The 13159-nt window shown below is 44.3% G+C and carries 9 protein-coding genes, 2 pseudogenes and 1 CRISPR repeat array; all 11 genes and pseudogenes read right to left on the reverse strand.

Going from position 1 to position 13159, the window contains the following annotated elements; all coding sequences use genetic code 11:
* The first annotated feature begins 174 nt into the window (after positions 1-174).
* Positions 175-658: a CRISPR direct-repeat array (repeat unit 37 nt; unit sequence GTCTTAATAGTCTTACTGACTGTCTTTGTATAGATGC).
* A gap of 677 nt (positions 659-1335) precedes the next feature.
* Complete coding sequence (locus tag JCM15907_RS03730; RefSeq protein ID WP_025842768.1) at positions 1336-3381, reverse strand: YgiQ family radical SAM protein; 2046 nt, start codon at positions 3379-3381, stop codon at positions 1336-1338.
* The gene (gene ispE / locus JCM15907_RS03735) at positions 3360-4199 is read right to left on the reverse strand and encodes a 4-(cytidine 5'-diphospho)-2-C-methyl-D-erythritol kinase (RefSeq protein WP_025842769.1); all 840 of its coding nucleotides are present in this window, start codon (positions 4197-4199) and stop codon (positions 3360-3362) included. The genes JCM15907_RS03730 and ispE overlap by 22 nt, the downstream gene beginning before the upstream one ends.
* Before the next feature lie 4 nt (positions 4200-4203).
* Positions 4204-5382: a lipid-A-disaccharide synthase gene (locus JCM15907_RS03740; protein ID WP_025842770.1), complete on the reverse strand. Its 1179-nt coding sequence runs from the start codon at positions 5380-5382 to the stop codon at positions 4204-4206.
* 17 nt (positions 5383-5399) lie between these two features.
* Positions 5400-6184: pseudogene (gene surE / locus JCM15907_RS10595) on the reverse strand (5'/3'-nucleotidase SurE).
* Positions 6185-6197: 13 nt separating this feature from the next.
* Positions 6198-6755: an FKBP-type peptidyl-prolyl cis-trans isomerase gene (locus JCM15907_RS03750; protein ID WP_025842771.1), complete on the reverse strand. Its 558-nt coding sequence runs from the start codon at positions 6753-6755 to the stop codon at positions 6198-6200.
* Entirely contained in the window at positions 6745-7659 is a 915-nt protein-coding gene (locus tag JCM15907_RS13325; protein WP_242396810.1) for a glycine--tRNA ligase, read from the reverse strand. The genes JCM15907_RS03750 and JCM15907_RS13325 overlap by 11 nt, the downstream gene beginning before the upstream one ends.
* A gap of 107 nt (positions 7660-7766) precedes the next feature.
* Positions 7767-8297: pseudogene (locus JCM15907_RS14040) on the reverse strand (glycine--tRNA ligase); the annotation flags it as partial.
* A gap of 72 nt (positions 8298-8369) precedes the next feature.
* Positions 8370-9095: a HesA/MoeB/ThiF family protein gene (locus JCM15907_RS03760; protein ID WP_025842772.1), complete on the reverse strand. Its 726-nt coding sequence runs from the start codon at positions 9093-9095 to the stop codon at positions 8370-8372.
* A 9-nt stretch (positions 9096-9104) separates the two neighbouring features.
* Complete coding sequence (locus tag JCM15907_RS03765; protein ID WP_025842773.1) at positions 9105-10421, reverse strand: DNA recombination protein RmuC; 1317 nt, start codon at positions 10419-10421, stop codon at positions 9105-9107.
* Between the two features lie 5 nt (positions 10422-10426).
* Positions 10427-11581, reverse strand: coding sequence for an iron-containing alcohol dehydrogenase (locus tag JCM15907_RS03770; protein WP_025842774.1), 1155 nt, complete (start codon positions 11579-11581; stop codon positions 10427-10429).
* A gap of 354 nt (positions 11582-11935) precedes the next feature.
* Positions 11936-12559, reverse strand: coding sequence for a hypothetical protein (locus tag JCM15907_RS03775; protein ID WP_025842775.1), 624 nt, complete (start codon positions 12557-12559; stop codon positions 11936-11938).
* Between the last annotated feature and the right edge of the window lie 600 nt (positions 12560-13159).

Consider the following 13159-nt stretch of genomic DNA (forward strand, 5'->3'; position numbering starts at 1 on the left):
TTCTTCATGGGGCACCCTCAAAAGGGTGTCTCAACGTCTTAATAGTCTTACTGACTGTCTTTGTATAGATGCGCATCAATACTTTCTCTTTCTGTGCTATTTTGCAAAGTCTTAATAGTCTTACTGACTGTTTGGGCGAAGTTTTTAAGAGACATTCAGGGCTCTGGTTCTAACGTCTTAATAGTCTTACTGACTGTCTTTGTATAGATGCTAAAGATAAATATCTCGGAAGGTAAAACTTTTATCAGAGTCTTAATAGTCTTACTGACTGTCTTTGTATAGATGCTCTACAAAGACTCAATAAAATTGAATACCTTAACATTGGTCTTAATAGTCTTACTGACTGTCTTTGTATAGATGCAGTGTTTCGGCTTTGGCAGGTTTTGGAGGTGCTATCAAGTCTTAATAGTCTTACTGACTGTCTTTGTATAGATGCAGGACTGGAAAGACTGCGAAGGATCTTCCATTCCAGAAGTCTTAATAGTCTTACTGACTGTCTTTGTATAGATGCGTATAGAGTGCAACACAACGAGTATCAAACTCTAATTGTCTTAATAGTCTTACTGACTGTCTTTGTATAGATGCCCTTAAAGAAGGGAACAAAACGTATGACTACATTTCGTCTTAATAGTCTTACTGACTGTCTTTGTATAGATGCAATCTGATTACCAGTAACTTACGAATTTTCATTTTCGTAAGGGCTTTATAACAAGCCTCTTGCATATCTTCGAAAATGCCCCTCTAAAACTGTTCTTATATGTACATTATCCTCGCTTGGATAGGATGTATCTCTCTGGAAGACAAAGGTATATAATTGTTTTGAATTTTCGAAAATCTCTGTTGTAAAAAACAATAAATCGACATTTTCGAAAAACAGATAAAATGGCACTTGATAATCAGATAGTTATATTTCGAGAAAAGGCTGTTTTTTCGAAAATCGAACCATTGAAACTCTGATTAGTAACATTTTCGAAATTTGGGAAAATTAGGGTTTTTCGTAAGGACCTCATATATAAAGGAATAGAGATTTTTGATGAAATTATTTTTTTCGAAAATGCTTTTGCTCTTGAAGAGCGTTTAATCCTCTTTTTATTACGGGTTGATGGTTGGTGAAAGCTATAATGCTAACTCGCCTAACCATTAACCCTTTTGATGCAAACCATCTGTGCTTTCTTACAAAAGGTATAATGCAAAGAGAGAGACACCCTTTTCCATTGTCTCGTATCTTTTGGAGGGTGGGAAGATAAATAGTGTTGTTGAAGAAAAAGAGGGTATTGGTGATGCTTTGGGGCGTTGCACCCTCTAAGCCCAAATTGCTAAAAGTAGGGCAGAGGGCTATCGTCGATGTTTTTTGCTTTGTCCTTTCTGCTCTCTTGAATTTTGAGTACGAGGGGTGTGTTGCTCCTCTCTCTTTTTGAATTCTTGCGTAGGGCGTTTGAAGTCTCTGGTAGAGTGTTGGGACTCTTGTAGAGTTCGTTGGGCTTCTTTAGCAGATGGTTTTTTGCTCCCTCTCAAGGGGGAGGAGTGCGATGCACGAGTCGAAGAAGCAACTTTGTGTGTAGTGCCAAAAAGACTCTCAATAAGGTCGTAACGATTCATCTGCTTTAGAGAGCGGATTAGCTCGCCCCTTTCTTCGGGTTTGTACCAAAAGAAGTAGCGTTTTTGTCGTCTTTTTTCTTCGGGAGTAATGGCACAGTAAACTCGCTCCAAGGTGTAGGGGTGGTAGCCTGTATAGTAGATTTCAGTTGCCAGTGTCATCGGTGTGGGGGTAAAGTCTTGCACCTGTTCTAAATGAAAGTTTAGTCTCTTAGTGAGTACTGCCAGCTCCGCCATATCGGCTTCGTGGGAGTTAGGGTGCGAAGAGATAAAGTAGGGGATTAGTTGCTGCTTGAGTCCGTGCTTACGATTGATAGTTGTAAAGATATTGGTAAAGCGTTCGAAGAGAGCAAAAGGGGGTTTACGCATAATTTCGAGTACCCTGGGAGAGGTATGTTCGGGAGCTACTTTGAGACGTCCTGATGTGTGCGAAACAATGAGACTCTCCGTATAACGCTCTGCCTCTCTGCATAGTTGGGGATCTTTGTACTCCTCTAAAAGCAAATCGTAGCGTACACCACTGCTGATAAAGCTCTTTTTTATGCCTGCGATATTATCGATTTTTTCCAACAAATCGTTAATCGGCTTATGGTTGGCATTGAGGTTACGACAAACGTTGGGAAAGATGCAAGAGGGGCGTGTGCATCGGGCGCAGAGTTCTTTCTTGATGCCCTCCATACGATACATATTGGCAGAGGGGCCTCCGACGTCGCTTAGGTAACCTTTGAAATCTTCCATCGAGGCGATTTTTTTGACCTCTTGGAGTACCGAAGTTTCGCTACGCGAGGCGACAAATTTGCCTTGATGGGCAGAGATGGTACAGAAAGCACATCCACCGAAGCATCCTCGATGGAGATTGACGGAGTGCTTAATCATCTCGTAAGCGGTTATTACTTTGCCTTTATAACGAGGGTGAGGGAGGCGCGTATAAGGTAAGTCAAAAGAGGCATCAATCTCTCCTGTGGTCATCGGGGGAAAGGGGGGATTGACGATGATTACTCGGTTGCCACAGGGTTGCACTATACGCCGAGCGTGATACTTATTGCTCTCCTCTTCGATATGTCTAAAGTTCATCGCCTGCTTCTTCTTCTCCTTTAGGCATTCTTCATAGCTAAATAGCTGGAGGTCGCCCTCTTGAGGAACGTATTCTTCTTTAGGTATGGCATAGGTGGTCTGTGGTACATCTTTCATAGAGAGGAGCGATTCTCCTCTTTGTAGTGCTTGAATGATGTGGCGAAAAGGGAGTTCCCCCATACCATATATGACCAAATCTGCAGGACTAAGAATGGAAATACCCGGGAGTAGTTTGTCTTGCCAATAATCGTAGTGTACCAAACGTCGCAGGGAGGCTTCGATACCTCCAAGAAGGACAGGCACATCGGGGAAAAGCTCCTTGAGAATGCGACTATACACGATAGAAGGATATTCGGGACGCATATCGATGCGTTTGTCGGGAGTATAGGCATCTTCGCTTCTTAGTCGTCGTGCAGCGGTATATTTATTGACCATTGAGTCCATAGCCCCAGGCGATACGCCAAAGAACAGGCGAGGCTTCCCTAACTTCTTAAAGTCTCTCAGATCATCGCGCCAGTTGGGTTGAGGTACAATGGCTACTCGAAGCCCAAAAGACTCTAAATATCTGCCCACTACGGCAGCACCGAAAGAGGGGTGATCAACATAGGCATCTCCGCTAAAGAGAATAACATCTGCCTCTTCCCACCCTTTGGCTTCCATTTCCTTGCGAGAAGTGGGGAGAAAGTCGGTTATTGCCACGTCCCTTGCCATACGAAACAATCGGAGAAAAGAGCCGTGTCCAAAGAGGGAATAGATTGCGTGAAGATGCCGTAGAGCGTAGAGCCAGAACCAGACATGGAGGCATAGTCCGCACCCAGAGCATAGAGGTGTTCTTTTATTTCTTTCAGGCGTGGATGCTGGGCAAAAAGAGGCTCTTCAAAATCGTTTATGAAGAGTTTGCTCCATTCGGGAAGGGGCTTTTCGAGGAGGGTAGTTAGACTATTTCTTGCTTCGGGATGACACTTTATAGCACTATATGCCTCTTTGGTAGAGATGAAAATCGGTGGTTTTATAAGTAAAACAGTTGCCTTTTGGATAGACTTCGGGAGCGTAAGAGGAGTTAAACGCTCTCCGATGCCCTCGCCTAACATAGGCGTGTTGTAAATGAAAAAGGGACAGTCCGCTCCGATACGTTTGATGAGAGAGAGCATCGTCTCAGTAGATAAGCCCAGATGAAACATATCGTTCAAGGCTTTTAGCGTAAAGGAAGCATCAGAAGAGCCCCCACCCAGTCCAGCTCCAAAGGGAATCTTTTTGAGTAACTCTATCGAAACAGGAGGGAGGGCGTATCCTTCCTCACGAAGCAGTTGCAGGGTGCGTAGTACGGTATTTTCCTCTTTTTTGCCTTCAATAGGAATACCATTTTGTAACCACTCATCAGCCGTTTGTGATGGAGATAGGGGTATTATTTCGATTACATCGCACAGTCCAATGGGTAGAAAGATAGTCTCTAAGGCATGGTAACCGCTGGGAAGACGTTCAAGGATGCGCAACCCTAAATTGAGTTTAGCATTGGGGAAAATAACCATATTCTTATTCTATTGAGATGTTGGAGGGGGGTATAATGCTCTCTACGATGTGTTTTGCTGCTCTCTCTGAAGCGGGTTGCTCTCCTAATAAAGAGCGTAGTTGATGATAGCCTTCCATGATGGGATAGGGGGCGTCTAACACCTCTTGTAGTGCGAGGCGAAGGTTAAGAGGTGTAGCATCGGCAGCGAGTAACTCTTTGACTAAAGGTCGGTCTAAAATGAGATTGACCAAAGAAAAGTAACGTATCGGGAAGAGATGTTCAAAAGCCCAATTCATCCATCGAGCCCCACCAGCTCTGTAACAGACCACTTGAGGTGTGCCAATCAAGGCTGTCTCTAAGGTGGCTGTACCCGATGTTACCAAAGCGACCTTTGCACCTGCCAGAAGGGTATAGGTACTATTGAATAAAATTTCTATAGGATAATCGTTGGGGATAAAGGGGCGATAGTCTTCTGTAGTTAGTCCTGGTGCGCCTGCTATGATGGGATGTAGGTGAGGAAAAGAGGTGCGTAGCGTTTCGACCATTAGAGGTAGATTGCTCTTGAGTTCTTGACGTCGGCTTCCCGGTAAGATGGCTACCAAAGAGTCTTTTTTTTCGCTGGGTATAGAGGTGCATTGAGCTAAAAGCTGATTCTTAAAGACCTCTTCTCCATGCTTTGCATAATAGTTACCCACAGCATCTATACAGGGGTTGCCTATATAGAGCGAAGATATGTTGTGCTGTTTCAAAAAGTCTTCTTCAAAGGGAAGTATACAGAGAGTCTCGGCGCAAAACTTGCGCAATGTGCGCACTCGTCCCTTTTTCCAAGCCCATACTTTGGGGGGGATGTAGTAGACGAGGCGTGTTTGTGGTAAATGTCTATGTACGAAAGGGAGGATATAGCGAAAGTTAAAGCCTCCGAAGTCTACGGGGATAACTACATCGGGGGCAAAGTCAAGTAGTTTTTTTTGTACCAATTTTCCCTTTTGTTGTATAGAAAAGAAGTTTCGAACTACCTGCTCAAACCCCATGAAAGCAACATCTTTGTAATGTACTATGGGAGCGCATTGGGCAATCTCTGCCATCTTATCTCCTCCCATAAAAGCAAACGCAGCCTCTGTGTCTCGAAGCCTTATGGCTCTCATAAGATGGGCTGCGTGTAGGTCTCCCGAAGCCTCTCCAGCGATAAGAAAGTAACGCATAGGCTAAAGGATGAGGTTTATGCCTCGGTCGAAAGTAATTCGTCAAACGGATTCTTGCGTAGTTCTTCCAAAAAAGAACGGTCTGTCATGTCGATGCGAATGGGCGTTAGAGTGGCATATCCTGCCTCCAACAAATCCCAGTCTGTATTCGGTTCGTTGTTCGTTTTAACCTGCTTGCCAGAGAGCCAATATACTTTTTGACCTTTAGCATTTTCACTCTCCACAAATTCATTAACGAAACGCCCCACGGCTTGAGGACAAATCTCTATTCTTTTAGGTTGAGATTTGGGAAGATTAAGGCTTAGTAATGTATGTTGAGGAATAGGATTTTTGAGCATCCAGCGTGCTACTTTGGGGGTATATTCGGCTGCATAGCTCATTTCGGCATTTTCTCCATGGTCGTTTACCGATACGGCAAGGGCAGGAATACCTGCTATACAGCCCTCCATTGCAGCACCAATGGTACCCGAATAGATTACGCAAATACCATCGTTACGTCCATGATTGATACCCGAAACGATTAGGTCGGGCTTTTGGTCGGTATAGAGAATGTTTAGTGCCAGCTTTACACAATCGGCTGGTGTGCCCGTAGAGCGATACCAAGTGCACCCCTCCTCTTCTCTCATCTTAGTAAGTCTTAAAGGAATTTGCGAGGTTATTTGTGCCGAAGCTCCTGAGCGAGTCCATCGGGTGCTACCACTACAATCTCACCTAAAGGCTTTAAGGCATTGGTTAGAGCTGTAATCCCTGGGGCATGTACTCCATCGTCATTGGAGACAAGAATCTTAATTCTTTTGTCCATTAGAGTTTGTCTCTTAGTTTTCTGTTTCGGGGATAATCTTGTCTAAACGAATAAGAAAGCGAAGGGAAGAATAGGGCTGTATGTTACCCTCCTGCTTGCTACCATAAGCTAAGTACCAAGGGATTATGACTTCGGTATAGTCTCCCTCCACCATGTTTTGTAGTGCAACTTGTACTCCCACTATCGAAGAGCCTTCTTTGCCACGGTTGAGCGTGAGCCTTTGACTCTTCTCTTGGTCGAAATTGCCCTCAATAAAGGCTTTACTCCCTGCCAAAAGATAGCATTCATAGTGTACTAAAACTCTCGAAGTTTCGATGGGATGTTCCTTGCCTTTTCCTTTCTCAATCCACTTCATATAGATGTAGGGAAGCAAACCATCTGTCGATTGCTTGGAGAAGTCTTTATTATTAGCGTAACTATTGAAAGCATTTTCATTTTCTCTTCGCCACTCTTCGACGGCATCTATCTTCTTTTGGCAAGAAGAGAAAGATATACTCAGCAACAATGCCACACCTAAAAAGGTTGTGAGTGATAGACCCCAACTTTGGAGGCGGTTAAACTTATTTGTCATCAGCTATTTTTCTAAGCAGTGTACTCATATCTACTTTTGCCATTATCTCCTTGCGCAAGTCGGCAATGGCTACGCGATGTTGTTCCATAGTATCTCTGTCTCGGATAGTTACCGTGTTGTCTTCCATTGTTTGGTTATCTATGGTGATGCAATAGGGAGTGCCGATAGCATCCTGACGACGGTAACGTTTGCCGATAGAGTCCTTTTCATCGTATTGGCAAGTGAAGTCGAAACGGAGGTCTTGTACCACCTCTTTGGCTTTTTCGTCCAAGCCATCCTTGCGTACTAAAGGTAGTACTGCCAATTTTATCGGAGCCAGTGCCGCGGGCAGGCGGAGTACAGTTCGTGTCTCTCCATTGTCGGTTGGCTCTTCGCAGTAAGCCCCACACATAATAGAGAGAAAGAGACGGTCTACACCGATAGATGTCTCCACTACGTAGGGTACGTAACTTTCTTCTGTGGTAGCATCGAAGTAGCGAAGTTTCTTACCACTATATTCTTCGTGACGCTTGAGGTCGTAGTCGGTGCGGCTATGTATCCCCTCTACTTCCTTAAATCCGAAAGGCATTTCAAACTCTATGTCGGTAGCGGCATTGGCGTAGTGAGCCAATTTTTCGTGGTCATGGAAGCGGTATTTTGTATCGCCCATACCCAACGCTTTGTGGAATGCCATACGAGATTGTTTCCAGTATTCAAACCACTTCATCTCCTCGCCCGGAGCCACAAAGAACTGCATTTCCATCTGTTCGAACTCTCGCATGCGGAAGATGAACTGACGGGCAACGATTTCGTTGCGGAAGCTTTGCCGATTTGTGCAATACCGAAGGGGAGCTTCATGCGACCTGTTTTCTGCACATTGAGGTAGTTTACAAAAATACCCTGTGCTGTCTCTGGGCGTAGGTATATTTTAGAAGCCCCTTCTGCCGTAGACCCCATTTCTGTGGCAAACATGAGGTTGAACTGGCGAACTTCTGTCCAATTGGCTGTTCCGCTTATGGGGCAGACGATTTTCTTATCTATAATAATCTGACGTACTCCTTCCAAATCGCCTTCTGTTAAGGCTTTTGTGAATGCTTTTAGGGTAGATTGGTACTCTTCTTTATACCCCAACACTCGAGGGTTGGTCTCCTTATAAAGCTCTGCGTTGAAGGAGTCGCCAAAACGCTTAGCAGCTTTTGCTACCTCTTTCTCTATCTTATCTTCAATTTTTGCCAAGTAGTCTTCAATAAGCACATCGGCACGGTAACGTTTTTTTGAGTCCTTATTGTCGATAAGAGGGTCGTTAAAGGCGTCAACGTGTCCAGAAGCTTGCCAGATACGAGGGTGCATAAAGATGGCAGAGTCTATACCTACCACGTTGTCGTGTAGGAGGGTCATACTCTTCCACCATAGAGTCTTGATGTTGTTTTTGAGTTCTACGCCATACTGTCCGTAGTCGTAAACTGCCCCTAAACCATCGTATATCTCTGAAGAAGGAAATACAAAACCATACTCTTTACAGTGAGAGATGATTTTCTTAAACAAGTCTTCTTGTTGCGCCATATCGTAATAATACCAATCTTTTATCTCAATTAAATATATGTCTACACGAAACAAAGGTAAGCATTTCCTTTGTTAGAATTGAATAGAAAGGAGGTTATATTGGAGGGTTAAAGCATCGAAAAGGAGCAATTTCCCAGTCAAAGTGTCGGGTAAATCTAAGAGGGTTTTGATAACTTCAGTGGCCATAATGGAACTAATGATGCCTACTGCGGCCCCAACTACAGGTATCTCTCGCTTCTCTTGATGGAGGTCTTTTTGAGGGAAGAGTTGCCGATAACTGCCCGACCCTTTATAATGAAAGAGGGCAATCTGCCCACGCCACGAGTCCACCGCTCCGTAGAGATAGGGGAGCGAGAGTTGCTCTGCTACTTGATCCATTATATAACGGGTAGAAAGATTGTCGCAACCGTCCACAATAATATCATACCCTTGGGCAATTTGCACCGCATTCTCTTCCGTAAAGCGTTCGTCAAAAGAGCGGATAATGCAGTGGCTATTGAGCTTTTGCAACCGCTTTTGCGCCGTTAGGGATTTGCTTTGCCCCAAATCCTCCTCAGTGTAGAGTATCTGCCTTTGTAAGTTAGAGAGAGAGACTTTATCGAAATCGACAATCCCAATCTCGCCAATCCCCGAGGCTACCAAATAGTAAAGTAATGAAGAACCCAAGCCTCCAGCACCCACTACGAGCACTTTCTTGGAGCGAAGCCGTGCCTGCCCCGCCTCTCCTATCTCGGGGAGAAGTATTTGCCGAGCAAAACGCTCTTTTTCGCTTTCGTTCAAAGGGGTTGGCGTGTTCATCGTTTCTACTTATTCGTCTATCGGGGTGCGAAGTTGAGAGGGTATCTCTTTGGTCGAAACTACTCCCATCTCTTTCAGTTTCTCCAATCCTCCTATTAAATTACCTCTACCTGTCATTAGCTGTCCTTTGGCTTTGGCTATGCTTTCACTGGCGGAGTGGATTTTGCGCTCGGCGTCGAGGAGCGTTTCGCTATAAGAGCAAAACTTGTCGTAAAGGGAGGAGGCTTTGCGGATGATCTCTTCTACATTTTTTACTTGCCTATCTCTCTGCCACATATCTTGCGCCATCCTAAGCGCAGCGATGAGGTTAGAGCCATTGATGAGTATAACTCCCTTTTTGTAAGCATACTCCCATAGCGTTGGAGACTCTTGTAGGGCAAGGGTATAGGCAGGGTCGTTGGGGATGAAAAGCATAACGAAGTCGGGCGCCTCGGGTAGGAAGTGGTGATACTTTTTCTCCGATAGCTCCTCGATATGCTTACGCACACTCGCCAAGTGAGATTTGGCATACATAGCCCTCTCTTCGTCGGTCGTGGCTACAATGTAATTGCTGTATGCACTAAGGCTTACCTTGCTATCTATAATCATTACGCCCCCATTGGGATAGCGTACTAATACATCGGGGCGCAGTCCCCCTCGGTTGCCCTCGGCAGTTATGACATCGCCCTTTTCATCTCGGAGGGTTTCTTGTACAAAGTACTCACGATCTTTGGTCAAGCCACTATGTTTGAGGATATTTTCTAATATCATTTCGCCCCAATCTCCCTGCACTTTAGAGTCTCCTTTAAGAGCTTTGATCAATTCTGACGTCTCTTTGCTCATAGCCCCACTGCGCTCCATAAGGTCTTTAATAACGTTTTGGAGCGAAAAGCGTTCTCGGGCCTCTGCTTCGTATGTAGTCTGTACTTGCTCTCCAAAGCGTTTCAAATCTTCTCTCAGGGGCTTTAGGCTCTCTTCGTTTTTGCGGGAGAGCATTTCTCCTCGCTCTTCGAAGATTTTAGTTGCCAACTCTTTGAACTGACTTTGCAACTGTTCGGAGATAGAGATAGACTCTTGCTGTGCCGAACGTACCTGTTCCGAGAGGTGTTCGGCTCTTATTTGAAGTTCAGAGTAGGCTATTTGTGCCTTTTGATACTCCTGTTGCGCTTGGCTAAGTTCTGCCTCTTTTTGGGCTAATCGACTCTCGCGCTCCGCTAAGGTTTGGAGAAGATGCGTATGATTAGCTTCAAGAGAGAGTTTTTCCTTCTGCTTCTGATAGAGTTTGTACAGAAGGAAAGCTACGGCAACGATAAGAAGAAGTATGAGAGCAAGGGAGGCGTAGTACATGGGGCTTATCTCCTACAAGAGGCTAATATCTTTTCTACCACTTCAAAGTTCATATCCTGACGCTCGCCCAGTATAGTGCCTCTCTCCTCGAAGCGCTGTACTAACGTGCGTTCTATATCTTCTCCGATGCCCGCTTCAGAGAGTCGAGTGGTAAAACCTAACGAACGGAAAAACTCTTCGGTACAAACAATCGCCTTTTCGATGCGGCTCTCTTCGTCGCCCTCTGTTATGTTCCAGACCCGTTCTGCATATTGTAGCATCTTCTCTCTTTTGCCCAAAGTACCCATAATGCGGAGCGTACCGGGTAAAACGATGACCAAAGAGTGCGCATGGGCTATGCCTGTGAGAGCAGTAAGTTCGTGTCCAATCATGTGGGTAGACCAGTCTTCCACCACGCCCCTTCGGATAAAACCGTTCAAAGCATTCGTGGCGCACATCATAAACTCGGCACGAGAGTCGTAGTCGATGTTGTCAGTATCGAGCACCTTGGGAGCTATCTCTTTAATAGTAAGGAGCAAACCCTCTGCCCAGCGGTCCATAAGTAGACTTTGATTGGGCCATGTTAGATACTGCTCTATAACATGTACGAAGCTGTCTGCCAGTCCGCAAGCCAATTGATACTTAGGAAGCGTGTAGGTAACCTTGGGGTCTAAGATGGAGAATTTGGGAAATTGACCATGAAAGGGGAACTTCTCCTGCGTTGCCTGTGAAGAGATAACACTACCCGCATTCATCTCGGAGGCGGTAGCGGGCAGGGTTAAGATACACCCCAAGGGTACAAATGGTCCCTTAGCCACGCCCGAGAGAACGATGTCCCATGGGTCTTTATCGACCAAGATACCTGCCGATATGAGTTTACAAGCATCGATTACAGAACCTCCACCGATGGCTAAGACCCAATCGTTTTTGTCTCTGCGAGCTTGCTCTATAACGATTCGGATGGTTTCTACCGTAGGGTTCGACTCAATGCCCCAAAACTCACTATACTCATAGTCTTGGAGAGCGGCTACAACTTGGTCGTATACTCCATTTTTGCGTACGCTACCTCCACCGAAAACGAGTAACGGTTTGCTGTTTTGGGGTAATACTTTGGAGAGTTGAGCTATGCTGTTTTGTCCAAAAATAATCTGTGTGGGATTGACAAACTTGAAATTCTTCATAATGAATGACTATAATTAAATCGGATTTGATGTCCGTACAAAGTTACGTTTTTGCTCCTATTTCTAAAATATTTGGCGAGCCACTCTGAGCTCTTTATAGAAAGACAAGAGAAGAAGCCTTTTTGTTTAGAGGCGCAAGAACTTTCCTTCTCTTCCTGACACCTCGTACAACGCTCTTTTTTCTTTGACTGTCTGCTAAGAAACGTTTTTCATATTCATGTTGCGAGAGGATGCCTCTTCCTTTTTCCGAATGATGATTTACATAAAAAAGCACCCGAAACGATACTTTTCGTTTCAGGTGCAATACGCTATTTGTGTTGCAAACTCGCCTTTTAGTTGGCGGTGGATAACTCCTTATAGAACTATACCAAACACAAGTTGAGGAGTACCTATTGAATGACTAACAGCCCCTTTTTTGCTCTCTACTTTAATCATTCTGCCTTCTAAAGCATACCCCAAGCCAACATAGTACATCCCGATATAACGGCGTAGGTCTACGCTAAAATGAAGTCCCCAACCATGTTGAGCTTTATTGAAAGTGTCAAATGGTGCGGCAAGAGGGGTATCTTTTTTGTTCAAGTGACTATTGAAAAGGTAAGTATAACCTACAGAAAGAGTAGCATTGGCACCCCATTCTTTCCAAGAGTCAAGGCGTTTGTTTAGAGAAATAGAGGGACCCACAAATAATTGGTTAAATGCTCTTCCTCGGGGTGAAAGTAGGCTTTGCTCGCCCAAGTGCATCTCTTGGGTCGATACTTGCAATCCAACTTTCCAAAAGTCATTTAGCCATCCCTCTACTGTCATAGTGGCAATGGCAGTGTGGGGTGTGAATAAACTGTGTGGCATAGACATAGAGCCTACTCCTCCCCTTAGGTTTATGTCCAAACGAGGACTACTCTTTTTCTCTTGGGCTTGCATAGAAGAGGTTAGACCACAGAGGGCAATAAGAATTGCCAAGAATAAGACTTTCTTTTTCATCGTGATATGTATTTTATAAGTTTTTGTGCTTTTGTTGGAGTTCTTCTGGTTACAAAGGTAGTATATATGCAATATATAGTTGTGTTTATTCCTAAATTTTTATTTGGTTAATAAGAGTCTTGCAATGGTTTTTATGAGAGGGGGTAAGAAGAAGCCTTTTTGTTTAGAGGGGCAAGCATGGATCTTTTCTTAATTTACCGATAAAGCCACTTTCCAAAAGGTATAATGCTTACGACGGAAAGCAAGGAGGGTTTTGTGAGTTTACACGGATGGTTTTGAGAAAAAGGATTATAGCTAAGTGGCATAGCCTCCAAGAGCTTTTTGAATGACTACATAGCTTTTGACCAAAATTGTTGTCGCTTGATGGAGGGGAGATTGGCTTATTTGGGGGAGAATGTTGTTCTAAATGCATATTAGGCTCTATTTCTTTCTTGAATAGGGACTGATAAGAGCTTTTTTCTGAACGAAATTTATTGTCTGTATACCTATGGTTGGGTATTTAGCAGCCTGTTGATATGAAGTATCTTTGCATCTGATTTTAAGAAACTAAACTATTTAATCAAAATTCTATGAACAAGTTTATAATCACTTGTGCATTGC

The organism is Porphyromonas gingivicanis JCM 15907 (assembly GCF_000614585.1).
Classification (GTDB): Bacteria; Bacteroidota; Bacteroidia; order Bacteroidales; family Porphyromonadaceae; genus Porphyromonas; species Porphyromonas gingivicanis.

Coding starts and splice junctions, on each gene's coding strand:
- JCM15907_RS03730 (WP_025842768.1), bottom strand. CDS start 3,381: ATGGCAAGGGACGTGGCAATAACCGACTTTCTCCCCACTTCTCGCAAG.
- JCM15907_RS03760 (WP_025842772.1), bottom strand. CDS start 9,095: ATGAACACGCCAACCCCTTTGAACGAAAGCGAAAAAGAGCGTTTTGCT.
- JCM15907_RS03750 (WP_025842771.1), bottom strand. CDS start 6,755: ATGACAAATAAGTTTAACCGCCTCCAAAGTTGGGGTCTATCACTCACA.
- JCM15907_RS03740 (WP_025842770.1), bottom strand. CDS start 5,382: ATGCGTTACTTTCTTATCGCTGGAGAGGCTTCGGGAGACCTACACGCA.
- JCM15907_RS03765 (WP_025842773.1), bottom strand. CDS start 10,421: ATGTACTACGCCTCCCTTGCTCTCATACTTCTTCTTATCGTTGCCGTA.
- JCM15907_RS03770 (WP_025842774.1), bottom strand. CDS start 11,581: ATGAAGAATTTCAAGTTTGTCAATCCCACACAGATTATTTTTGGACAA.
- JCM15907_RS03775 (WP_025842775.1), bottom strand. CDS start 12,559: ATGAAAAAGAAAGTCTTATTCTTGGCAATTCTTATTGCCCTCTGTGGT.
- ispE (WP_025842769.1), bottom strand. CDS start 4,199: ATGGTTATTTTCCCCAATGCTAAACTCAATTTAGGGTTGCGCATCCTT.